Raw genomic sequence first — 22,816 nt, 5'->3', positions numbered from 1 at the left:
GAAACACCCTTTTTTTCAACAACTGTTAAAACTTAAATAAATAGCTGTAATTCTTGTAGATTAAAAAAAGGTATCAGGTTTAAATTCCCACCTAATACCTTTTTTAATTTATTATTGAGATATATTTTTTTCAACCCTTAAGATCACCTGCAATATCTGGCAATTGCTATTCCTGCAGGTTATTTAAATTTTTTAGTAGTTCCCGAACCTCTTTAAAAGTTTTTAAATGGAACCGGGCTCTGGATCGCGTACTCCCAACTTTGATGGTATAGGCATTTTCGGGCATAACCTGGAAAGTATCTTCATCGGTTCTATCATCCCCTATTGCCACTACAAATTGACTTGGGTACTCTTCCAGCCACCGCGAAGCCGCTACACCTTTATTTACTTCAATGTTTTTTATTTCCACAATTTTGTCGCCTTCCATTATTTGTAAATTCCGATTGGCAACTAAATAACTCAAATGGCTGCTAAGCTCTCCGGCCCGGGTTTCGCCTAAACCCAAATCTACTTTCCGAAAGTGCCATACCAGCGCATAATCTTTTTCTTCCAGTAAAGCACCAGGTGTCCGGTTCACATAAGTTTCCAAAATGGGCCGGATATCCTCTTTCCAGTCATTCTTCAGGTTCTGAATCATTTCCCAAGAAGTTTCGTGCTTTTGCAACCACACCCCATGTTCCGCTATCATATCAATAGGCAAATGCCCTAGCCAGGAGCCCAATGTAGTATGGTCGCGGCCACTTATAATAACCACCCTGTTTTTTTTATCTGCCGCCAGGCGGGTCAGTGTATCCAGCAACTCGGTATCGGGTTGAGCTTTTTGTGGATCACTGGAAAAGCCCATTAAGGTACCATCATAATCTAAAAAAATAAGACGGGAAGTTGCTTCGGCATACGCCTGTTCTAATTGTTTTTGCTTTCCATCTGTTAATAAACTGGTTTTAAGGGATTGTTGCATTTCCTTTATATAGGCTAACCGGTCCATAAAAATTTTCACCCAGTGATGAATATCATATTTCCGGACAGTTTCCTGCATAATGGTCATGTGGGGTTTCTGTTCCGCTTCGGGTGTGGTCAAAGACTGGAAAAGCGCTTCTGCAATCTGGTTCACGTCATTGGGATTAATCAGAATTGCTTCGGAAAGTTCTTTGGCCGCACCTGCCATTTCACTTAAAATTAATATCCCTGTGCCATCTGTCCGGCTAGCTATATATTCTTTACATACCAGGTTCATGCCATCGCGCATAGGTGTTACCAAAGCCACATCTGCCAAGCTATAAAATGCAGATAACTCTTCCAGCGGGAAAGCATGGTAATAATACTGCACCGGGGCCCACGTAATGGTTCGGTAAGCACTATTTATCCGGCCAACAATTTCGTCTATTTCTACTTTTAATTCTTTGTACTTTTCTACCTGGTCCCGGGAAGGAACTACAATCATAATTAAAGTTACTTTTTCATAGAAATCGGGTCTTTCCTTCAGAAATAACTCAAATGCCCTTAACCGCTGCGGAATTCCTTTCGAATAGTCTAATCGGTCTATAGATAATATTATTTTGCGTTTGTTTAAAGCCTTTCTAAACTCAGCTGCAATAGATTTTACCTTGTCGGAAGAGGCCAGTTGGGCATATTTTTCATAATCAATGCCCATCGGGAAAGCATCCACCATTACATTGCGGTTACCAGTTTCTATAAGTCCTTGCGAAGCCGGGTATCCAACAATATGCGTCACCGAACTTACAAAATGTCGCACATCATCATAGGTATGGAATCCTATTAAATCTGCTCCTAACATGCCTTTTAAAATAGCTTTACGCCAGGGCAATAACCTGAACACCTCATAAGAAGAAAATGGAATATGTTGGAAAAAGCCAATGTTAATATCCGGCAGCGCCTCCCGTACCATAGAAGGTAACAACAGTAACTGGTAATCATGAATCCAGATGGTATCGCCCGGATTTGAACTTTTTACAATCTGATCACAGAATTTTTGGTTTACGTTTACATAGGCATCCCAATAGTCTTGCTCGTAAACGGCGTATTGGGAAAAATAATGGAAAGTAGGCCATAAGGTTTCGTTACTAAAACCTTCATAAAATTCTTTAATTTCAGTTTCCGTCAGAAAAACTGGCAGCATACTTTCATGCTCCAATTCCTGGGTTACTATCTGTTCTTCTTCTTCATCCTGTAAGAATAAGCCCGGCCAACCAATCCAGAGATTTTGTCCTTCTTTATATACGGAACCAAGCCCGGTAGCCAGGCCGCCTTCACTGGGTTCAAAGGTCATGCCGCCTTCTGCTCCCTTTTTTACTTTAATTGGGAGCCTGTTCGAAACAATGATTTTTCTAGCCATAAAGTCTAAGATGGCTAATCTTACTCTTTAAATCAAGTTATGTTTCTGGTTTCCCTGTTCCTGAAGCCTCTGTAAGGACCTAAACTTTCAGCTTTTCAGAAACGGGAAAAGACAAAACCACAACCCCTTATTAACTGGATAGCAAAGGAATAAAAATTTTACCAACCTTATTTAATTGTAAAAAATTACAACTCAAAAAAACCTAAAAAAATTATTCTAATTTACTATCCCTACAATCTGCCACTTTACCAGATCCGGCAAACAATTTAATTGAACGTCGGGCTTTTTTAACCGATTGAATGGCCAGAACGAGATAATTTTTTGCTATCTTAGCAAAGCCCTTTTAGTAGCTTTGTAAGGTCTAAACCTATTGTTAAAAAATAAAAACTATTATACCGGTACTGATATAAACTGCTTTAAATTACCTGATTCAAATCCCGGACTTTTGAAAAGAAAGGATCCAGGATAATGAAGTAAGTAAGCAGCGTTATTACCTTTAATAATTAAAAAATATTTGAATACTAAAGTACTTGAAACTTAAAAAGCCTTTTAAACCTTGGTCTTACCGGTTTATTTTACTTTTAAATATTGTTGCAGCCTTTCTTTTAGGCATTTCCATACTGGCTTCTTACATAAGCCCGGCTTTGGCCTGGCCAGTTGCCTTAGTAGGAATAGCCTACGCCTATTTATTAGTTATTAATATTCTGTTTATAATTTATTGGCTTATACTCTTTAAATGGGAAGTGCTGATTTCATTTATAGTTATAATGGCCGGGCTCCCCAATTTAAGTAACCAGGTGCAGCTACAACTAGGCGAGATACCTGTTTTAAAATCTAAAGATGTTTTCAAGGTACTAACTTTTAATACCCGCCTTTTTGATTTATACCGGTGGACGGGCAGGCCAGAAACAAAAGATCAGATATTTATTTTTTTGCAGGACGAGAATGCCGACATTCTGTGTCTACAGGAATTTTATACCTCCACTAAAAGAAAAGGGATGAATAATCTGGATAGCCTGCAACAATTACTGCATATCCCAAATGTTCATGTAACTTATACTAAAATAAAAAATGGGGCCGACTACTGGGGCATTGCTACATTTAGCCGGTTTCCTATAGTTAATAAGGGTAGTATTTTATTTAGAGAAGTTACCAATAACCTATGTATTTATTCGGATATTAAAATAAATGAAGATACTGTTCGGGTTTATAATGTTCATTTTCAGTCTAACAGGTTAAAAAAAGAAGATTATGAGTTTTTAGATCAACCAAACAAGAAAGAAAAAAAATGGTTGGCCACTCGGTCTATCTTGCAGCGACTTAAAACGGGGGCTATTAAAAGATCGCATCAGGTAGATATTGTAGCCCATCATATCAAGAACTCCCCATATCCGGTTATAATCTGCGGCGATTTCAATGATCCACCCTCCTCTTACACATATAATAAAATACGGAATAATTTAAATGATGCCTTTGTAGAAAGCGGCCAGGGTTTTGGCAACACCTATAATGGCTTAATACCAATGCTGCGGATTGATTATATGCTGCACGACAAAAAAATAACCAGCACCCGGTTTGATAAACAAGAGGTAAATTTATCTGATCATTTCCCGCTTTCCTGTTACATGGAGATAAAATAAAGCTAAGAAGGCGAAATTTCATCATCTTTTGCATGGGTAGTTCTACTAAAATAATTAAGTATATATAAATACATTTTTAAGTATAACTACCTACAAAACAGATTTTTAATAAGTGTTAATTTTACAATATATAAAACTTATTAAACTATGGTTATGATATTGCAAGAGAAGGCGTTGGAAATTAAATATGAATTCATCGTTGAAAGGCTGTTAAAAACAATTAAAGTGTATTCAGTGAGCTTTGATGAGTTACCTCAATTGAGTAATGATATTAAAGAGTTAATGGCCAGAAGCAATACCTTTCCTTATTTGATGCGATTAGAAACCATTTGCCATTATTTAGAAATAATGGGTACTAACAAAGTAATAATAAAACTGTTTCATGAAGCTTTAACAGCAGATTGTGTAGCTTTAAAAGAAGATAAATTAGATTTAGCCGGTCCTCAAGTTTACTGGGATTGATAGCTACTTCTATTGAAAACCGTATTTTAATTTATTAAAAAATATAAAAAAAAGCTGCCTTACCGCAGCTTTTTTTGTTTACGTTTTTCAACCCCTTATTGGAATACAAGCATAAATTTTCCTCTTAAACTACTTTTCCTCCTAAACTACTTTTCTTCATATTGATGCTTATTTTGCTTAATCCGTGATTTAAGCAATCAATTTGTTTTTCCCCATTGCCTGCGCTTAGTCCCCTAGCAGCAGAGCTTAAATACATCTAAAGCCAATTACCTTTTTTCGCCAGAACTACGTATTACCCAATCAGAATCTTGAATAACCTATAAACTCCTAACTAATTAGGAATTTATAACACGTACAGCACTATACCTCAACTGGATAGCATGATACCAAACCTTCTAGAACAAATAGATAAGTCCAGCTCCGAAATCTTCTTTTTGTATAACCTATCTACCGGAAAATTTGACTACCTGAGCCAAGCCCTGGAATCTGTTTGGGAGGAGAAAAAAGAAGATATCCTAATTTCCCCTAGCCTTTTACTTTCCCGCATCCATCCCGATGACCTGGAAGCTGTAAAAATGCGCTTTGATAAAGTTTGTAAAGGCTCAGTTTCTAAATTAGAATTTGATCTAAAATTTTCGAAAGAAAAAGAAAAAAGAATTCGACTAGATGCTTATCCGATTGAGGATGAAAAGGGGCAGGTAAAAGCTATAGCCGGCAAAGCAGAAGATGTAAGCCAACAGGCGCAATATTTAGAATACCTGTTGGAGTTTGGCCGGAAGAAAAACAATGTTTTACAGATAATAGCTCATGATTTACAAAGCCCCCTTGCTATTGTTAAAGGTGTTTCTGGTTTATTAGAACTAGATCATCATACTAAAGCGTACGAAGAAGTAGAGAACTATATAAATATTTTAAACCGGGCCTACGAAGACTGCCTTAACCTAATAAACGATGTGCTAAACGATGAACATATTAGCTCAGTAGCTATTGCGGTGAATAAAGAAAGATTTGATATAGTAAATAAAGTAACAGAAGTAGCCGAAACCTTTTATAAATCTAAAATTATCAAAACGGCTATAGAAATTAAGGGTCCCAACGATAAAATAATTGGCGAATTAGATCCAATTAAGTTTGTTCAAATTATGAATAACCTAATTACTAATTCTATCAAGTTTACTCCTCCGGAAGGAAAAATTTCTATTGCCGTTGAGCAGCAAGAATCTAAGCTGATTATCACCCATTCGGATACTGGGATAGGCATACCAAAAGAACTACACCCTTATTTATTTAACAAAAAAGATAAGAAAGCGATGCGTCCTGGTTTAAACGGTGAACAACCAAATGGCGTAGGTTTATCTATTATCCAGGATTTGGTGGAGTTGCAAGGAGGAAATATCACCTTTGAAAGTGAGGAAAATAAAGGCACCACATTTTATCTCACTTTTCCGGTTTTGGATTTTTAATATAAATTAAATTTAAATAAAAAAAGGAGCTACTTAACAACAGCTCCCCTTTTATTGATTAATCTTTCAATTACGATAAATAGCTATAAGCATTCTAGCCTTTAGTTAGTTTGGCAAAGTGAAATTGGAATAGGTCATTACCGATTCTGAATTACTACCAAAAGTATCTGTCTGAAAAAAAGAAGAACTGCCAGTACTGTTAATAGCTGGCCAAGATTCTGTTGCTTGCTGGTTATCGATGGTACCTAAATCTGAACCACACTGGCCACATTGCACAAAAAGCAATTTAAAATTTTGATTATGAGGCCTTTTGTTGATCACCTCTATTGAGGAATTAGTACACTTTGGGCATGTAGAAGTAGACATAACTTAAGGTGGGGTTAGGTGAAACAATATTCTAATATAATAAAATTATTACGAATTACAGCCATTTCAGGAAAAAGGTTAGCTCTCTTTAACCAAATACATCCGGGCTCAACATTAAATAACCCATGAGTCTAATAGTATAAAATCCTAAATTTCAACTAATTAGATATTATACTTTAACTTAATTTAATTCTCTTTTTATAGAAGCCTCTTTTTAGGCTGCTATATATTTTTATTTTCAAGAATTTTTTAAAATGCACCGTAAGTAATTCCCTCATTTCAAGCCAGCTACAGGTCCGGTAGTAGGTGAATCATCTTTACTCATGGCAATTTATTTTGTAATTAAAAGGAATGAATACCATTTTGCACGTAGCTTTGTGCCTTAATAGTTAGTACGATTGGTTGTTTTTAGTTCTGGTTAAACTAAATTAAGAATGAAGTTATCTACCAAATTATTTGCCGGATTTGTAATTATCTGTTTCATTTTCACGGCAGCCTCCATCCTTAATTTCAGATTATCTGAAGATGTATTAGAAAACAGCAGTTGGTTATCTAAGTCACAGGAGGTACGCAGAAGTTCGGCTGCCTTACAATTAAGCATTACCGACATGGAAACCGGAATGCGTGGTTTTTTACTGACTGGTAATGAGGCTTTCCTGGAGCCCTACACGGAAGCGGCCAAAGAGCTTCCTCATATGTTTTCTAGTTTAACCAAACTAGTAGAAGACTCCCCCGAGCAAACTCGCCAAATAAAAAGAATCCGGGAAATTCATTACCAATGGTATAATCATTTTTCTGATCCTTTAATCAGGGAGAAAAGAACCCAAAACTCAAATATTACTTCGGGTATTAAGGAATTAAAAAATGCTGATGATTTACTCAACTTGCAGGGTCGGCAAATGGTAGATGAGATGCGTACGCTTTTCCGGGATTTTAATGCAATAGAATATAAAGTAAGGCAGGAAAGGGCTGATAAGTTGAGTAGCAGCATTAAGCGAACCCGGCTTATTTCGTTTGTTTTAACCATACTTTCTGTTTTTGTGGGGTTAAGCTGGGCGTATTACATCAGCAAAAGTATTACCCGCCGGATTGTAACCATGGTAAAGCATGCCCAAAATATTTCCCAAGGGAAATACCAGGTTCAGATAGAAGATTTCTCCCAGGATGAGCTTAGTAACTTATCTAAATCTCTTAACATTATGGCTTTTACCATTCAATCTACCATTGAGGAACTGGAAGCCAAAAACAAGGAACTAGATCAGTTTGCTTACATTGTTTCGCACGACTTAAAAGCACCTTTACGGGGAATAGATAATGCTTCGAAGTGGATAGAAGAAGATCTGGGAGACAATCTACCGGAAAACGTTCAGGAATACCTGCGGTTGATGCGAACCCGGGTGCACCGGATGGAAAATTTAATTAATGGAATATTAGCGTTAGCCCGAATTGGCAGAGGCAAGGAGTTGCAAGAGGTCGTAAACGTGAAAGACCTTTTACTAGAAACAATTGATCTGCTTTCGGCACCCAAGCATATTGCAATAGAAATACTTACTGAAATGCCAACCATTTATACCGTTCGTTTTCATTTGCAGCAAGTTTTTTCTAACTTAATCAGCAATGCCATAAAATATCATGATAAGCCCAAAGGACTTATTTCCATAAGCTGTCAGGACAATAACCAACATTATAGCTTTTCCGTTACCGATGATGGACCAGGTATCGATGCGGAATACCATGAGCGCATTTTTATTGTGTTTCAGACTTTACAGGAACGGGACGCAGTGGAAAGCACCGGAGTTGGTTTAGCAATTGTGAAGAAAATAATAGACCGGCATGGCGGCACAATAACTGTTACATCTGAACTGGGCAAAGGTGCCACCTTTACTTTTACCTGGCCAAAAACATTTAATAAATAGAATTATAACAATTACTACAGTATAAATGGCCGAAAACGTAAGCTTAATGTTGATTGAAGACGACTACATAGATGAACGAAATGTAGAGCGCGAATTAAAAAAATTAAATATTAACCTTCCTTTGCATAAAGCAAGAAATGGCCGCGAGGCATTAGATATGCTACGAGCTGAAGGCTACTCCCGGATTTCCCCGTTGCCTAGTGTAGTTATGCTCGATATTAACATGCCCCGCATGAATGGTATTGAATTTTTAACTGAAATTCGGCAAGATCCTATTTTAAAAAGTCTGAATGTATTTATTATGACTACCTCCACGGAGGATGTGGACCGGGAGGCAGCCAAAAATTTAGGGGTTAGTGGTTATATTGAAAAGCCGCTTTCCTTTGAGCAGTTTGGTGGGCAAAACGGCGCAACTATAGATACCTTCAGCTTGTTTCTGGATCTTTTAAAATTAAAATAAGTTATTAGGTAGTAAGCGGATCTGGATATATTTTCTTACCTACTTTATGTAAGAAAATATATCCCAGAAGTCCCGCTAACATGGAGGTTACTAATATTGAAAATTTGGCTTCTGTTTGGAATTCTAATTCCGGGAAAGACAAAAGGGTAATAAAAATTGACATTGTAAAACCTATCCCCGCCAAAAGACCAGCACCAATTATTTGCTTCCATTTTATACCTACCGGCAATATACTAGCCCCTGATTTTACTGATAACCAAGACATAAGAGTAATACCTAAAGGTTTACCTAATAATAAACCTACAATTATTCCTAATCCAAGGTTACTGGTTAACCCTTCCACCATACCACTTTCAAACCTGATATTAGTATTAGCTAAGGCAAATATGGGCATTATGAGAAAATTCACGGGTTTAATTAAGCCATGCTCTAGTTTTTCTAAAGGCGATTCTTTAGCATCGGGGGTAGTTGGTAAAGTTAAAGCCGTAAGTACGCCTGCCACGGTAGCATGTACCCCGGAATGATGAATAAAATACCACATAAATACGCCCGGTACTAAATACATAATTATACTTTTCACCCCAAAAAGGTTAAATGCAATAAGTAAAAAAAAGATTCCGGCAGCATAAAGCAGATAATCCAGGTGGAGCTCGGTAGAGTAAAAAATGGCAATCACCAGAATAGCACCTAAGTCATCTACAATAGCCAATGCCGTTAGAAATACTTTTAAAGAAACCGGAACCCTGTTACCTAGTATAGAAAGTACTGCAATGGCAAAAGCAATGTCGGTGGCCATAGGTATGCCCCAACCATTGGCTGTTGGTGTACCACTATTGAAAAGGGCATAAAACAGGGCTGGTACTACCATGCCACCTATAGCTGCAAAGGCCGGCAATGAAGCTTTTTTGAAGGTAGACAACTCGCCTTCTACCAATTCCCGTTTTATCTCTAAGCCAACCAGCAGAAAAAAGATAGCCATTAAACCATCATTAATCCATAGCAAAACAGAATACCGTAAGAACAGAGATTCGGATTGGTAACCTACTTCCTGCGTCAGAAAATTCTCGAAACCAGCTCCCAAAGGAGAATTGGCGATCAGCAGCGAGATAACCAAACAAGCAATTAATATAAAACCACCAGCTGTACTGGACTGAAAAAAGTCTTTAAATACTCTTAGGTTTATAAATTTAACCATTTCACCTCTGTTTATATCTTTTAATATTTCACCTCTTACGTAAAACGAATAATAGATTGTTTTATTTATATATTAGCCAAAGCTTATTTTAGCAAAAGGTAGCTTAAGCTTTTAAATCCCATTCATTATTTAACCTGGTCATAGCAAAGTAGGCTGTCATATCAAATTGACAGGGAACAATAGAAACGAAATTATTAGCTAAAGCCCATTCATCTGTGTCTTCCCCTTGATCCGGATTTACGAAACTCCCGCTTAACCAAAAGTACCGGCGGCCATTCGGATCTACCCGTTCATCAAACTCCTCCTCCCACCGGGCATTAGCCTGGCGGCAAACTTTTATACCCGCAATTTTCTTTTTAGACTTTTTAGGAAAATTCACATTTAAAGCAGTACCTACCGGAATCCCATTCTTTAGCGCTTCGCGGGCAATATGTTCTACAAATTCTTCCGTATGCGAAAAATCAGCGTCATGGCCAAAATCGCATAAAGAAAAGCCAATGGCCGGTAACCCTTCTATCGCGGCCTCAATCGCTGCCGACATGGTACCAGAATACAATACACTTATGCTGGAATTAGAGCCATGGTTAATGCCGCTTACTACTAAATCTGGCTGGCGTTCTTTCAGTACATAATGTTTGGCCATTTTAACACAATCGGCAGGCGTACCCGAACATTCCCATGCCTCTACATCGCTAAAGGCTAATGATTTATCTAACCGTAAAGTGTTACCTACTGTAATGGCATGCCCCATACCAGACTGCGGACTATCGGGAGCGACTACTACTACATCACCGATTTTTTTCATGACATTTACCAGCGTCCGGATACCGGGAGAAGTTATACCATCATCGTTAGATACTAAAATTAAAGGCTTAGGCATATTTTCCTGTTTAATATGAGGTTGCCAAATTAGGCTCCTCCTTTTACTAAAGCAAATCTATCAATGTTACCTTTCTATTCATAAACAGGAAGGACTTACTCATTTTTTACTTAGGGAAGCTCTATAAAAATCCTTAAACAATTACAAAAACCTATTAATCAGCAACGAAACCGTTACAACTTCCAATTCCAGTGGAGTAAGTCCCGAATTCTACCTTAAGCATTTAATTTATCCTGCATATCAAATAAAGTAGTCTTTCCGTAACTCATAAAAATTGCCTTTTTAAATGGTAAGAAATCTGACAGAACAAAGTACTTGCACTTGGGAATGGGTAGATGTTACAGACCCGACAGAAGCTGATTTTATGGAAATCAGCGATAAGTATAAATTACATCCGGCAGCTGTACTAGATTCTTTACAACCAGATCACTTACCCAAATATGAAGTAATAAACGATTCTATTTTTGCTATAATCCGGGTTTTTGATAAAGAAGTAGGTGCTGAAGGAGATACAGTACAGGATTTAACCAATAAAATTGCCATTTTCTATGGCGATAACTTTCTCATTACAGTACATCGTTTGAAATATCCTTTTCTGGAAGAGATTAAAAGAATATTTGTAGATACTGACCAGTGCCTTAAACCTTATGATTTATTTATTCAGTTGGTAAAGGAAGTGCTGCTAACATTTGAAAAACCGGCTTTAAAATTAGCAGCCGACCTGGATTATTTTGAATCTAAAGTATTTTTACGGCGCACCTATAATTATCCGCTTACCAATGGCATGTATTGGTTAAAACGTAAAGCAGAAGTTTCTAAAAGAATTCTTAATTTATCTAAAATTGTGTTGGATAATCTAAGCCGGGAGAAAGAATACGATCCAAATATTCAGGATGCAAAAGACGTTTTTCTTCGCCTGTTAACCATGTACGAAGAAATAGATAACAGCACCAACAACTTACTTAATATATATATTGGTCTGGCCTCGCAGCGCACAAACGAAATAATGCGGGTCCTTACCATATTTTCAGTATTTTTCCTTCCGCTTACCTTTATAGTTGGTATATATGGCATGAACTTCAAGTACATGCCTGAGCTAACCATGCGCTATGGCTATCCGGTAGTAATTTTGGTGATGCTTCTAATAACCATTGGCATATATATTTGGGTAAAGAAAAAGGAATGGCTTTAATTTGTCCTCACATCCCCTTCTTTTTCACCTGATTAGCTCTTTTTGTTTTGTTAAAAATTATTGCCAGTTGCACCTTTAGTAACTTGTATAATTTAACATACTCTTAATAGTAATATTTCTACTTTTGGCAAATAATTATGACTTTTTCCTGACTTCACCAATCAAACCGCCGTAGGTAAAAAGCTTATTTTGCCAATTATTTTGAAATCATGCTGAGCAAGAGATACTTTTTTATTATTCTGATTTTAGGATTACTTTCTACTATAAGTCCTTTCTCCATCGATATGTATTTGCCGGGATTTCCGGCAATTGCCAAAGATTTAAATACCACCATTGACCAGGTTCAGCTTTCCTTGACCGGTTATTTAATCGGCATTTCGCTGGGCCAGTTATTATATGGTCCGCTGTTGGATCGGTATGGCCGCAAGCTCCCATTGTACATTGGGCTTAGTATTTATTTAATTGCCTCTATTGCCTGTGCCCTAAGTACAACAGTAGAAAACTTAATTATAATGCGGTTCTTTCAGGCTATTGGGGGTTGTGCCGGTATGGTAGCGGCTCAGGCATTAGTCCGCGACTTATTTCCTATTGACAAAACAGCTCAGATATTCTCCCTACTGACCCTGGTGATTGCTATTTCGCCAATGATTGCGCCTACGGTTGGGGGTTATGTCACCATGGCTTTCGGCTGGCACGCTATTTTTGTGATATTAGGAGGTATAACAGCCTTAATTTTAATTGCCATTCATTTTGTACTACCTAAAGGGCGTAAACCTGATCCAACTTTATCCTTACACCCTAAAGTAGTATTAGCTAATTATTTTGCCGTTTTAAAACAGCCTCAGTTTTTGGTGTATACCTTGGCCGGAGGCATTGCCACGGCTGCTCCTTTTGCTTATATAGCAGGTTCTCCGGATGTATTCATGAATTTTTATAAGGTAAGTGAGCAGGAATACGGTTGGATCTTTGCTTTCATTGCTTTTGCTATGATTGGCTCTACTCAATTAAACCATATTTTGCTAAAGCATTTTAAGAGTGAGCAAATTATATTGGTTACGCTTTCTTACCAAACAGTAGTGGGTCTGGTTTTAGTATTGGGTACCTGGGCAGGCTGGTATAATAAATACAGTTTATTGATATTGATGTTTATTTTTTTATCGGGTCAGGGACTTACTAACCCAAATGCCTCTGCCCTTTCCTTAGCTCCGTTTTCCAGGCTAGCCGGAAGCGCTGCCGCTTTAATGGGTAGCTTCCGGATGGGAATGGGTGGTTTAGTTTCGGCCGCTGTAAGTGCTTTGCATAATAATACGGCCATTCCTATGGTAGGGATGATGACAGTATGCGCCGTAACAGGTTTAACGCTTTTACTTTCAGGCAAAAAGCTGGCGCAATATCGATCAAGCCATGCTAGCATGGAAGAAGAATCGCCAATTTTGGTATAGGCATTTTACTCCACTTGCTTTAAACACGATGTATAAAGAAGTGGAGTATAATACCTACAACTGTATTTGAAATCCTACTTTCCCCAATCTTGCTCCTTTCTGGAGCCTAAAAAGCTAGGCACTCTGCTTTATAATTTCTTAACTAAGAAAATTAATGATGCTAGCATGTTTACCTACGTCACTTGCCCAAAAAACCTCTTTATTGTTTTTATAAGAATATGAGTAAACCATCGTTTTAGAATAAGAGCAGGTTTTTAAAAAATTGGCTGTAAATATTTTAAGCCTTATATTAGGCGCAATTTATTTTTGAGCTAACATTATTAATATTCTTCCACCACCAAATAACAAATAAAGTAGATGAAGTACCCTTTAAAACCATTGGCAGTCGGGCTACTGCTATTGGGCAGTTGCGTGAACTCCGGCAGAGAAAAAAATGCCTTGAGCACGCAAAAAGATGCCAACTGGGATTCCTACGGTGGCAACAAAGCCGGTAACCGTTATTCTCCCCTCACCCAAATTAATACCTCTAATGTTCAGAACTTGCAATTGGCCTGGACCTATGACACCGGAGAAAATAAAAACCCGAATGAAAGAGGTATAGATATTCAATGTCAGCCAATTGAGGTAAATGGGATTGTTTACGGAGCTACTCCAAAGATGAAATTATTCGCGGTTAAAGCCACCACCGGCGAAGAAATCTGGAAATTTGATCCGTTTGCTGATCCTAACAAAAAACCTAAATTCCACGCTATCCGAGGTGTCTTATATTGGGAAGACGGGGCCGATAAGCGTATAATATATTCTGTTGGCTCTTCTCTATATGCTATAAATGCCTTAACCGGAGAACAAATAAAAACATTTGGTACTAATGGTGAAGTTGATTTACACGTTGGTTTAGGAGACAAAGAAACTTTAGGCCATGATGTAACCAATCTATCGGTTGATATTACAACCCCAGGCGTTATTTATAAAGATTTATTAATTACCGGTTCCCGGGTATCAGAATACGGAGATGCGGCTCCAGGCTATATCCGTGCTTTCAACATCCGGACCGGAGAATTAAAATGGGTATTCCATACCATTCCGCTTCCAGGAGAATACGGCTACGAAACCTGGCCTAAGGATGCTTATAAAAAAATGGGAGGTGCCAACTGCTGGAGCGGCTTAGTACTTGACGAAAAACGTGGTACTATTTTTACCGGTACTGGTTCGGCCTCTGTAGATTTTTATGGTGGTGAACGCCACGGGCAAAACTTATTTGCTAACTGCGTACTGGCCTTAGATGCAGAAACCGGAAAACGTAAATGGCATTTTCAGACGCAGCACCACGATTTATGGGATAGAGACTTACCTTGTCCGCCAAATTTAATGACCATTAAGCAAAATGGTAAAACAATTGATGTGGTAACCCAGGCCACTAAAGACGGGCTGGTATTTGTATTTGACCGGGATACTGGTACACCTGTATTTCCGGTGAATGAAGTTCCGGTGCCTACGTCTCCGGCCTTACCAGGCGAACAACCATGGCCAACGCAACCAATACCAACCAAACCAGCACCATTTTCTCGCCAAGAGGTTACAGAAGATATTTTAACTGACCGGACACCGGAAGCGCGTGCCTATGTACTAGAAAGATTTAAAAGTGGTTTACAAGGCAGCAAATATTTACCACCCAGTACCCAGGGATCTTTATTATTTGGATTTGGAGGGGGCGCCGAATGGGGCGGTACCGCCGCAGATCCGGATGGCATTTTCTATGTAAACTCCAATGATATGCTTTGGTGGTTAAAAATGCGCGATATGCGTGGCGCCAATACAGGCGCTACTGCCACGCGTGGTAAAACCTTATTCAACTCAAACTGTGCGGTGTGCCATGGCGTAGATGGCAAAGGCTCTGGTGGGGGCGATGGTGCCCAGGCTTATCCGGTGCTGACAGATGTAGGGAAGCGCTTAAATAAAGATCAGATTACCTCTATCATTAAAACAGGTCGTGGTCGGATGCCTTCTTTCTCCCATATACCAGATGCTGATCGGGAATCAATCATAAGCTTTCTATTAAATACAGAGAAAACCGGGAATGCTACAGCTTCATCAGCTACTGATTTTCATAATGCCATGCCAACTGCAGCGGCCAATAAAGGTGATGAATTCCCATACGTACCGCCATTCCTGAATAATGGGTATACTCAATTCCGGGATAATGAACGATATCCGGCTATTAAGCCGCCCTGGGGCACCCTTAACGCCATTGACCTGAACACTGGCGAATACTTATGGAAAGTTCCTTTAGGAGAATACCCAGAGCTAACTAAAAAGGGTATGCCAATAACAGGTACCGAAAACCATGGAGGTCCGGTAGTAACTGCTGGAGGGCTGGTTTTTATTGCTGCTACTTACGATGAAAAGTTAAGAGCTTTTGATAAAAAAACCGGTAAAGTAGTTTGGGAGCATAAATTACCCGCCGGTGGTTTTGCTACTCCAATTACATATATGGTAAATGGTAAACAATACGTAGCCATTGCATGTGGCGGGGTAAGGTATGGTACTAAACCTGGTGGCTATTACGTAGCTTTCGCGCTTCCTTAACCTATTATTGCAGCTCTATAAAGTTAAATTCTTTATAAAAAAACAAAATCCAGAAAGGCTTAAAGCCTTTCTGGATTTTGTTTTATACCCTAAAATATAAAATAGAAAAATATAATTATCTAAAAAATTTAATTCATTACACCTATAATAAACTGTTATAATGTCTGACAATAAGAGCCAAATCCCGGGTGTTATTGTAGGAAAGATTATTATTTTTTACAAACTCTTTCATTTCCTTTTCTTTATTCTGGTCGTTAAATAAATCTTCCAGGTCCCGCTTTGGATTACGTAAAGCTTTTATTTTTTTCTCGGGGGTATACAAGTAAAGTAAATCTATAATTATAGTTTGGTAACGAGGGCCATAGTTACTATATCCGTAGGGATCATAATAACGGCCATATCCTGCATACATCGGATAATTGTTGATGGTATTCTGGGTAGTAACCATTTCTCTTTTTACCAACGTATACTGTCCTTCATTAACTAATTCAAAGAAAGCAGGTGCTTTATAATCACTGTAATCGTTGCCCCGGTTCCAAAGAAAAGGTTTAAAGGTTTGGGTATAGCGGTTATTATCATCGGTAACTGTAAAACTAATTACATTTACAGGTGCATAAGCTCCAATGGAGCCATCTTCTAAAGTAATCCGAATAATATCTTCCGATCGATGGTAAGTGATAGGTCCATATAAAGTATCGCCGGAAACAAGCACTATACGGCCCTTCGGCCACTCCTGAATATCTAGGCGTTGTGCAAAAAGCGCCTGAAGAGAAGAATAAAATAAAATAGCCAGAAAGGCTAAAAGACGGAGGTAGCGACGACGAAACATAACTTATACTTTTTTAATTTAATGCCGAAGTTTTACCTCCGGCATTAAACAGTTCTTCCGAGATTCGTTTTGTTCTACTGTGGCTTCTTCCCTTCTGTTTTCTATCCCACAGCCTGAATAAATATACGTTTTTATAATTATATTTGATACAGGCTAAATAGGATTTACATAATATTATATAGTTTGTTCTATTAATTAAAAGTATTATCTAAAACAGAAGTTTTACTTATTATTTTTTTAATATATCGTGGCCCAGCTTATCACGCTTAGTTGTTAAATAACTCTGATTGTGCTGGTTTGGAGCAATTTCTATTGGCACATTTTCTACTACCTCTAGTCCATACCCAATTAAGCCCGTACGTTTCTTCGGATTATTGGAAATTAAACGCATTTTACAAACCCCTAAATCCCGAAGAATTTGGGCTCCTACCCCATAATCCCGTTCGTCCATTCTGAAGCCTAGTTCTAAGTTTGCTTCTACTGTATCCAGGCCTTGTTCCTGCAGTTTATATGCTCTTAATTTATTTAGCAGGCCTATGCCCCTGCCTTCCTGATTCATGTATACAATTATGCCTTTCCCTTCTTCCTCTATCATTTGCATGGCTTTATGTAACTGGGGTCCACAATCGCAGCGGCAAGAACCAAATATATCGCCTGTAACACAGGAAGAGTGTACCCTTGCCAAAACAGGTTCACCTTCTTCCCAGGATCCTTTTACCAAAGCTAAGTGTTTGGCGCCATTGCTCCTTTGGGTAAAAGCATACAAGTCAAAATTACCAAACTCCGTAGGTAGTTCAACGGCAATTTCCCGGGTTATTAAACTCTCGGCCTGTAACCGGTACTTAATCAAATCCTTTATGGTAATAAGCTTTAAATTAAATCGCTTGGCTACTTCTACCAAATCAGGCAGCCGCGCCATGGTTCCATCTTCATTCATGATTTCTACCAATACTCCGGCAGGCTCAAAACCAGCTAAACGTGCCAGATCAATGGCTGCTTCGGTATGACCAGTCCGACGTAATACACCTTCCTTCTGTGCTTTCAATGGAAAAATATGCCCCGGTTTTCCTAACGACTCCGGGTCTGTTTTTGGATCAATAAGTGCTAATATAGTTTTGGCCCGGTCACTCGCCGAAATACCAGTGGTGCAACCATGGCCAATCAAATCAACCGAAACGGTAAAAGGAGTGGCATGCAGAGCGGTGTTTCTACCCACCATTAATTCCAAACCTAACTCCTCGCAACGATCCTCTATTAAAGGACAACATATTAATCCGCGGCCATGAGTAGCCATAAAATTTATAATTTCGGGGGTTACAGTGCGAGCGGCACAAATAAAGTCACCTTCATTTTCACGGTCCTCGTCGTCAACAACCACTACCACTTTACCTGCTTTTATATCGGTTATGGCATCTTCAATTTTATCAAACATAATTCTTCTCCTCTTTAAAGAAAATAAGCTTACTGCTTAAATACGGAACAAAGGTAAGGAAATATAAGTTTTTAGAAATGTATTAGACAACCGGATTAATTAAAGCTTCGAGCCGGCTGGTAACCGTTTCCCAGTCATACTGGGTTTGTACCAGTTTTTGCCCGCTTAACCCCAAGGCTTCTGCCTCATCCGGGTGATGAAGCAAATACAAAATATGGGCTGCAAACCCTTGTTGGGTTTCTGCAATTAAAACCTGCTCCACCTTTTTAGCCCCAATGGCATTATTTACCTGACTGGTTGTTACACAAGGCAATCCCATGGCCATAGCTTCCAAAATCTTATTTTGTAAACCTGATCCTAAAAATAATGGAGCTACAAAAATTTGGGCATCATTATAGGCTTCCCGCATATCCGCCAGGTCGGCAAGAACCTGCACTTTATACGAGGCCAGAGCTTTTACTTCCGGGGCAGGGTTTTTACCGGCAATTAAAACTTTTGCTTCTTTAAAATAAGGCCATACCAATGGCATTACTTTTTTTACCAGAAATACTGCCGCCGCTATATTAGGAGCATATCGCATGTTCCCGGCAAAAAGGATTTGAAAATGGGTTTCTCTTTTATCCGGAATAAAAAACTGGGTATCTACCCCATTGGGTACCACCTGGATGGTATACTTATGGGTATGTTCTATAAAATACCGGTCTTGTTCCGAAATAATAGTTTTATTATTAAACCAGTCAAATAATTCAGATTCAAATTTTCTTAATCGCCTCGACTCCAATACGAAAAAAGGTCGTTGGTAAAAAGGAGCTGTTTTAATACGCCGCTCCATTCCTTTAGACAAAGCATCCATATAATCCAGGGTTTTGGGAATGTGGGTATACTTTTCTACATATTTGGCCATGCGCACTAATTGGCAAAATATATGGTCGGGCTGCTGCTGCTTTACAAGTTTATCCAATTTTTGCTGAGCACCTTTGTTGTAGTAATAAGCTGCCTGCATAGGCAAATTGCCTGGCAAAGCAACTGCCATCCCATTTAAAGCCTTATTATGCGCGATAGGATAAAAAACTACCTCCACACAGTAAACCTCTAAGGCACTTTTGGCCTCCGCAGGTATAGGCTCATCACTTAAAGAAAAAAGAATTATTTCGTGCCTTTGGGAAAGGTGCTTTATATGGTGAAAAGCTCGTAATTTATCTCCTTTATCTAATTCATAGGGTACCCGAGAAGTCAGAAATAATATTTTCATTTTAAAAAATCCGGTACCTTAACTCCTTTATATTCATGTATTTTATTGAAGCTGAAACAAATTAAATCAAATTTGATAATAAATACCTACCCTACTACTCTTTGTTTTCAGTTACGTAGAGCATATTGAATATTTTTATGAATAGGTCTACTTAACCAGTTAGGTTGCTTCAGCTGGACTACCAGGTGCTTTTACATACTAATAGTTACCCATAAAAGTTAAGATTAAAACAAAAAAAACACCGGCTCATAAACCCGGTGTTTTTATGTCTTAATAAAATAAAGTACCTATTTATTTTTTACCCGCACAGTGGTGTTTTTATGATAGGTTCGGTTAGAGCTAGTATTTGTCGACCTGGTGGCTCCTCCGTTGTTTGAACGGGCGGTGGCACTTACGGCAGCACCTTTGTTAGTGTGTGTACCGGAAGGTGTAGCTTTGGCAGTTGTACTAACCCGGGTACCATGATTTACAGAACTTCCCTGTTTTACACTAGTTTTAGTTTTAGTCTTAGTTTGAATGGTTGCGTTTTGTGCGAATGCAGAGGTTGTCAATAATGCCATACCAACTGCTACTATAAATTTTATCATCGTTTTCTAATTTAAGATTACTTTATGGCAAGGCTTTAAAAATATCCCATGCAAATTGTATTATAATCAGTTATTACGATATGTTTATATATTAGTTGGCAAGGCAAAATGTATTTTTTAATAATTATTATTTCTGAAAAATGGTTAAATGTTATAAAAAAAATAAAATATAAAAAATAATACCTTCCTTTTTAGTTTTTATTTAATTCAATTGATTTCAACAACCTTTTTATTAATTAGAATATTTTTATATAAATACTTTAGTAGATTTAGTATTATTTTTAATTTCAAGGTCTAAAAAAGCTTATTTTACAGGGAAACCCTGAAATTTTATAGGTAAGTTCTTCCAACATCGAGATTCTTGACAAGCTTTACTCCCGTTTCGGCCAAATCCACAGACAATAGTATGACCTGTAAATTTTTTAAGATCCTGATCTGTCATATAATTTTTAAAAATATTGCGTAATTCCCCTTCAAAAATATAAGAACTAATGATGGTAATCAGATAAGCAAAAGTGGCCAGATTAAATAATATATAGAAAGAATTAAAAATCTTCCCGCTGGGAGTAAGGTCATGCACTTCCTTGTAACTACCTGTAGATATGGTAAGCACAGTCATGTAATAGGCCTCCAGAAAAGTAAAGCCCTCCATCCACAAATATCCCGAAACACCTATTACAATACTGGTGATCGCTAATCCTTGAGCAATTAAAAGTTTTAATAACTTATTGTATTGAAATATTACCTGGAAACTACAATTCCTAACTGAGAACCTATCTCAATTTCGTACTGCTGCAATGTCTTTAATATAGTTAATTGCTTTGTAACCTCCCCCGGATCTTTTTCTACTTTTAATAATTCCATATTTTCCCGGATCATGTGCTGTACATTACGCCATTTAAGCCTAAGCACGGCCGTATCAGCAGCAAACTGCAATAACTCTACCTCTTTGGGTACAAAAATTTGGTGGGTTTCCCAGTTAGGACTTAAATCGAACCGTTCCGTTAATAAACTAATAGCCTCTTGCCTAACTTCGGCATCCGGATGATTTATAAAATAGTCAGGAGAAACGAAAGGGGAATAAGCTGCGGCTTCCTTAAAAATATTATACAGACGACTGTATATTGGCGTCTTAAATTCAAGATCTTCTAACTGCTCCAGGAAATACGGTAAAAAAGGAGTATCTTCCGGCAATTTGGAAGCCGAATAATTTACTAATAACCGTATAACTTCCCGCTCGTGGTGTAATAAAATAGCATCATCTGAAGTTACGTCTTCTGCTGGCTTAACTTCTGCTACTGGTTCTTCTGCCGGTATAAAACCTGCCGGAACTACTGGCTTTTGCCGTTCCTGTTTTATTAATTTATTATATTCCGTTATTAATACCTGCTCTTCAATGCCAAAAATGGTGGCACATTGCTGAAAAAAAACAGCGCGTTTGATAGAATCCGGAACCTTAGCAATACTTTCCAGAATATCCCGGATGGCTTCTGCTTTTTTAACCGGGTTATGCTGGGCTTCCTGCGATAATAACTCTGTTTTAAAGGAAATGAAATCTTTGGCGTTGGCATTTATATAATTTTTAAACGCCGTATCCCCTACCCGCCGAATGTAGCTATCCGGATCTTCTTTATCCGGAAAAAGCACCACGTTTACATTTAAGCCTCCTTCTAAAATTAAATCAATTCCGCGCAATGAGGCTTTTATACCTGCCGCATCACCATCGTAAAGCACCGTTATGTTCTTGGTGTAGCGCCCAATTAATTTTATCTGGCCTTCAGTTAAGGAAGTTCCGGAGGAGGCTACCACATTCTCCACCCCGCCCTGGCTTAAGGAAATAACATCCAGATAGCCTTCCACCATGTAGCATAAATCCTGGCTCCGGATGGCCTGCTTAGCCTGATAAAGACCATACAGCACATCACTCTTATGGTAAATATCTGACTCCGGTGAGTTTACATATTTAGGCGTTTTATCGTTCGATTTTAAGGTACGCCCACCAAACCCTAGCACCCTGCCGGACACATTGTGAATGGGAAACATGACCCGGGCCCGGAAACGGTCGTATTGCTTATCTTCTTTAAAAATGGTAAGACCAGTACTTTCCAAATATTGTTTTTGGTACCCTTGCGCTAAAGCTTTAGATGTAAGACCATCCCAGGCTTCCAGGCTATAACCCAATTCAAATTTTTTAATGGTAGCTACAGATAAACCCCGCTCCTGCAAATAAGGCATTCCGATACTTTTACCTTGCTCGTGGTTTAATAATACATCCTGAAAATACTCTTTGGCAAAATTGGACAGGATATACTGGCTTTCCCGATCGCTTTGAGCCTGGTTTAATTCCGGCGTTTCTTCTTCCTGTATTTCAATAGAAAATTTGCGTGCTAAATATTTAAGGGCTTCTACATAGCCAATACCCTCAACGTCCATAATAAACTGCACGGAATTACCAGCCTTACCGCAACCAAAGCATTTATAAATTCCTTTGCCCGGCGATACGGAGAAAGAAGGGGATTTTTCGTGGTGGAACGGGCAGGGAGCCCACATGTTTTGTCCCTTTTTCTTTAAGGAAACAAAATCACCAACCACTTCTACAATATCAGCCTGGGCAATTATCTGGTCAACAGTTTCTTTAGGAATGCGCGACATGGAAATTAAATAATCTTAAAACAAAGATAACACAACCAAACAAGATTTCATCTTTAACCCGGCAATTGTACCAAACCCAACTTTGCTAAACTTCTAACCTGACTATTTT

At 38.3% G+C, this 22,816-nt stretch carries 18 protein-coding genes; 8 read left to right on the top strand and 10 right to left on the bottom strand.

The genetic code is table 11. From position 1 onward, the window contains the following. Positions 1-166: 166 nt before the first annotated feature. Positions 167-2,353 carry a bifunctional alpha,alpha-trehalose-phosphate synthase (UDP-forming)/trehalose-phosphatase gene (locus tag ADHAQ_RS0118165; RefSeq protein ID WP_026464158.1) on the bottom strand — a complete coding sequence of 729 codons (2,187 nt, stop codon included), beginning with the start codon at positions 2,351-2,353 and terminating at the stop codon, positions 167-169. A 530-nt stretch (positions 2,354-2,883) separates the two neighbouring features. Here ADHAQ_RS0118165 and ADHAQ_RS0118160 point away from each other — a divergent pair. The 3 genes from ADHAQ_RS0118160 to ADHAQ_RS0118150 all read left to right on the top strand — a co-directional run bounded on the left by ADHAQ_RS0118160 (position 2,884) and on the right by ADHAQ_RS0118150 (position 5,918). Next, the gene (locus tag ADHAQ_RS0118160) at positions 2,884-3,993 is read left to right on the top strand and encodes an endonuclease/exonuclease/phosphatase family protein (protein ID WP_026464157.1); all 1,110 of its coding nucleotides are present in this window, start codon (positions 2,884-2,886) and stop codon (positions 3,991-3,993) included. Between the two features lie 153 nt (positions 3,994-4,146). Beyond that, on the top strand, positions 4,147-4,455 hold the full coding sequence (locus ADHAQ_RS0118155) for a hypothetical protein (protein WP_157433457.1): 309 nt from the start codon (positions 4,147-4,149) through the stop codon (positions 4,453-4,455). A 380-nt stretch (positions 4,456-4,835) separates the two neighbouring features. Next, positions 4,836-5,918: a sensor histidine kinase gene (locus ADHAQ_RS0118150; protein WP_026464155.1), complete on the top strand. Its 1,083-nt coding sequence runs from the start codon at positions 4,836-4,838 to the stop codon at positions 5,916-5,918. Positions 5,919-6,023: 105 nt separating this feature from the next. Here ADHAQ_RS0118150 and ADHAQ_RS0118145 read toward each other — a convergent pair whose 3' ends face one another. Continuing rightward, entirely contained in the window at positions 6,024-6,284 is a 261-nt protein-coding gene (locus ADHAQ_RS0118145; RefSeq protein WP_157433456.1) for a hypothetical protein, read from the bottom strand. 434 nt (positions 6,285-6,718) lie between these two features. On the opposite strand from ADHAQ_RS0118145, the gene ADHAQ_RS0118140 reads away from it, so the two are divergent. Both ADHAQ_RS0118140 and ADHAQ_RS0118135 read left to right on the top strand, forming a co-directional pair. Continuing rightward, the gene (locus tag ADHAQ_RS0118140; RefSeq protein ID WP_026464153.1) at positions 6,719-8,200 is read left to right on the top strand and encodes a sensor histidine kinase; all 1,482 of its coding nucleotides are present in this window, start codon (positions 6,719-6,721) and stop codon (positions 8,198-8,200) included. A 25-nt stretch (positions 8,201-8,225) separates the two neighbouring features. Then, on the top strand, positions 8,226-8,660 hold the full coding sequence (locus tag ADHAQ_RS0118135; protein ID WP_026464152.1) for a response regulator: 435 nt from the start codon (positions 8,226-8,228) through the stop codon (positions 8,658-8,660). Positions 8,661-8,664: 4 nt separating this feature from the next. Here the strand turns inward: ADHAQ_RS0118135 and nhaA are convergent, their stop codons facing one another. Continuing rightward, positions 8,665-9,855, bottom strand: coding sequence for a Na+/H+ antiporter NhaA (gene nhaA / locus ADHAQ_RS0118130; protein WP_026464151.1), 1,191 nt, complete (start codon positions 9,853-9,855; stop codon positions 8,665-8,667). A 103-nt stretch (positions 9,856-9,958) separates the two neighbouring features. Continuing rightward, positions 9,959-10,735 (bottom strand): 5'/3'-nucleotidase SurE, encoded by a 777-nt coding sequence (gene surE / locus ADHAQ_RS0118125; protein WP_026464150.1) that lies wholly within the window; start codon positions 10,733-10,735, stop codon positions 9,959-9,961. 286 nt (positions 10,736-11,021) lie between these two features. On the opposite strand from surE, the gene ADHAQ_RS0118120 reads away from it, so the two are divergent. The 3 genes from ADHAQ_RS0118120 (at position 11,022) to ADHAQ_RS0118110 (ending at position 15,955) form a co-directional block, all read left to right on the top strand. Beyond that, on the top strand, positions 11,022-11,927 hold the full coding sequence (locus ADHAQ_RS0118120) for a magnesium transporter CorA family protein (RefSeq protein WP_026464149.1): 906 nt from the start codon (positions 11,022-11,024) through the stop codon (positions 11,925-11,927). Between the two features lie 209 nt (positions 11,928-12,136). Beyond that, the gene (locus tag ADHAQ_RS0118115; RefSeq protein WP_026464148.1) at positions 12,137-13,369 is read left to right on the top strand and encodes a multidrug effflux MFS transporter; all 1,233 of its coding nucleotides are present in this window, start codon (positions 12,137-12,139) and stop codon (positions 13,367-13,369) included. A gap of 357 nt (positions 13,370-13,726) precedes the next feature. Then, positions 13,727-15,955, top strand: a complete 2,229-nt coding sequence (locus ADHAQ_RS0118110) for an outer membrane protein assembly factor BamB family protein (protein WP_026464147.1) — start codon at positions 13,727-13,729, stop codon at positions 15,953-15,955. A gap of 142 nt (positions 15,956-16,097) precedes the next feature. Here the strand turns inward: ADHAQ_RS0118110 and ADHAQ_RS0118105 are convergent, their stop codons facing one another. From ADHAQ_RS0118105 to dnaG, 6 genes are all read right to left on the bottom strand, one after another. Next, the gene (locus tag ADHAQ_RS0118105; RefSeq protein WP_026464146.1) at positions 16,098-16,784 is read right to left on the bottom strand and encodes a hypothetical protein; all 687 of its coding nucleotides are present in this window, start codon (positions 16,782-16,784) and stop codon (positions 16,098-16,100) included. 229 nt (positions 16,785-17,013) lie between these two features. Continuing rightward, positions 17,014-18,216 (bottom strand): bifunctional 3,4-dihydroxy-2-butanone-4-phosphate synthase/GTP cyclohydrolase II, encoded by a 1,203-nt coding sequence (locus ADHAQ_RS0118100; protein WP_026464145.1) that lies wholly within the window; start codon positions 18,214-18,216, stop codon positions 17,014-17,016. Between the two features lie 82 nt (positions 18,217-18,298). Further along, positions 18,299-19,468, bottom strand: coding sequence for a glycosyltransferase (locus ADHAQ_RS0118095; RefSeq protein WP_026464144.1), 1,170 nt, complete (start codon positions 19,466-19,468; stop codon positions 18,299-18,301). 287 nt (positions 19,469-19,755) lie between these two features. Beyond that, on the bottom strand, positions 19,756-20,055 hold the full coding sequence (locus tag ADHAQ_RS0118090) for a hypothetical protein (protein ID WP_026464143.1): 300 nt from the start codon (positions 20,053-20,055) through the stop codon (positions 19,756-19,758). A gap of 304 nt (positions 20,056-20,359) precedes the next feature. Further along, entirely contained in the window at positions 20,360-20,731 is a 372-nt protein-coding gene (locus tag ADHAQ_RS26195) for an ion channel (protein ID WP_281172391.1), read from the bottom strand. 65 nt (positions 20,732-20,796) lie between these two features. Continuing rightward, entirely contained in the window at positions 20,797-22,707 is a 1,911-nt protein-coding gene (gene dnaG / locus ADHAQ_RS0118080) for a DNA primase (RefSeq protein ID WP_026464141.1), read from the bottom strand. Positions 22,708-22,816 lie beyond the last annotated feature (109 nt).

It is taken from the genome of Adhaeribacter aquaticus DSM 16391 (assembly GCF_000473365.1).
Lineage (GTDB): Bacteria > Bacteroidota > Bacteroidia > Cytophagales > Hymenobacteraceae > Adhaeribacter > Adhaeribacter aquaticus.
The sequence above is the reverse complement of the archived record's forward strand: the minus strand, read 5'-3'. Positions and strand labels throughout refer to the sequence as shown.

Coding starts and splice junctions, on each gene's coding strand:
- ADHAQ_RS0118165 (WP_026464158.1), bottom strand. CDS start 2,353: ATGGCTAGAAAAATCATTGTTTCGAACAGGCTCCCAATTAAAGTAAAA.
- ADHAQ_RS0118155 (WP_157433457.1), top strand. CDS start 4,147: ATGATATTGCAAGAGAAGGCGTTGGAAATTAAATATGAATTCATCGTT.
- ADHAQ_RS0118150 (WP_026464155.1), top strand. CDS start 4,836: ATGATACCAAACCTTCTAGAACAAATAGATAAGTCCAGCTCCGAAATC.
- ADHAQ_RS0118145 (WP_157433456.1), bottom strand. CDS start 6,284: ATGTCTACTTCTACATGCCCAAAGTGTACTAATTCCTCAATAGAGGTG.
- ADHAQ_RS0118140 (WP_026464153.1), top strand. CDS start 6,719: ATGAAGTTATCTACCAAATTATTTGCCGGATTTGTAATTATCTGTTTC.
- ADHAQ_RS0118135 (WP_026464152.1), top strand. CDS start 8,226: ATGGCCGAAAACGTAAGCTTAATGTTGATTGAAGACGACTACATAGAT.
- nhaA (WP_026464151.1), bottom strand. CDS start 9,855: ATGGTTAAATTTATAAACCTAAGAGTATTTAAAGACTTTTTTCAGTCC.
- surE (WP_026464150.1), bottom strand. CDS start 10,735: ATGCCTAAGCCTTTAATTTTAGTATCTAACGATGATGGTATAACTTCT.
- ADHAQ_RS0118120 (WP_026464149.1), top strand. CDS start 11,022: ATGGTAAGAAATCTGACAGAACAAAGTACTTGCACTTGGGAATGGGTA.
- ADHAQ_RS0118115 (WP_026464148.1), top strand. CDS start 12,137: ATGCTGAGCAAGAGATACTTTTTTATTATTCTGATTTTAGGATTACTT.
- ADHAQ_RS0118110 (WP_026464147.1), top strand. CDS start 13,727: ATGAAGTACCCTTTAAAACCATTGGCAGTCGGGCTACTGCTATTGGGC.
- ADHAQ_RS0118105 (WP_026464146.1), bottom strand. CDS start 16,784: ATGTTTCGTCGTCGCTACCTCCGTCTTTTAGCCTTTCTGGCTATTTTA.
- ADHAQ_RS0118100 (WP_026464145.1), bottom strand. CDS start 18,216: ATGTTTGATAAAATTGAAGATGCCATAACCGATATAAAAGCAGGTAAA.
- ADHAQ_RS0118095 (WP_026464144.1), bottom strand. CDS start 19,468: ATGAAAATATTATTTCTGACTTCTCGGGTACCCTATGAATTAGATAAA.
- ADHAQ_RS0118090 (WP_026464143.1), bottom strand. CDS start 20,055: ATGATAAAATTTATAGTAGCAGTTGGTATGGCATTATTGACAACCTCT.
- dnaG (WP_026464141.1), bottom strand. CDS start 22,707: ATGTCGCGCATTCCTAAAGAAACTGTTGACCAGATAATTGCCCAGGCT.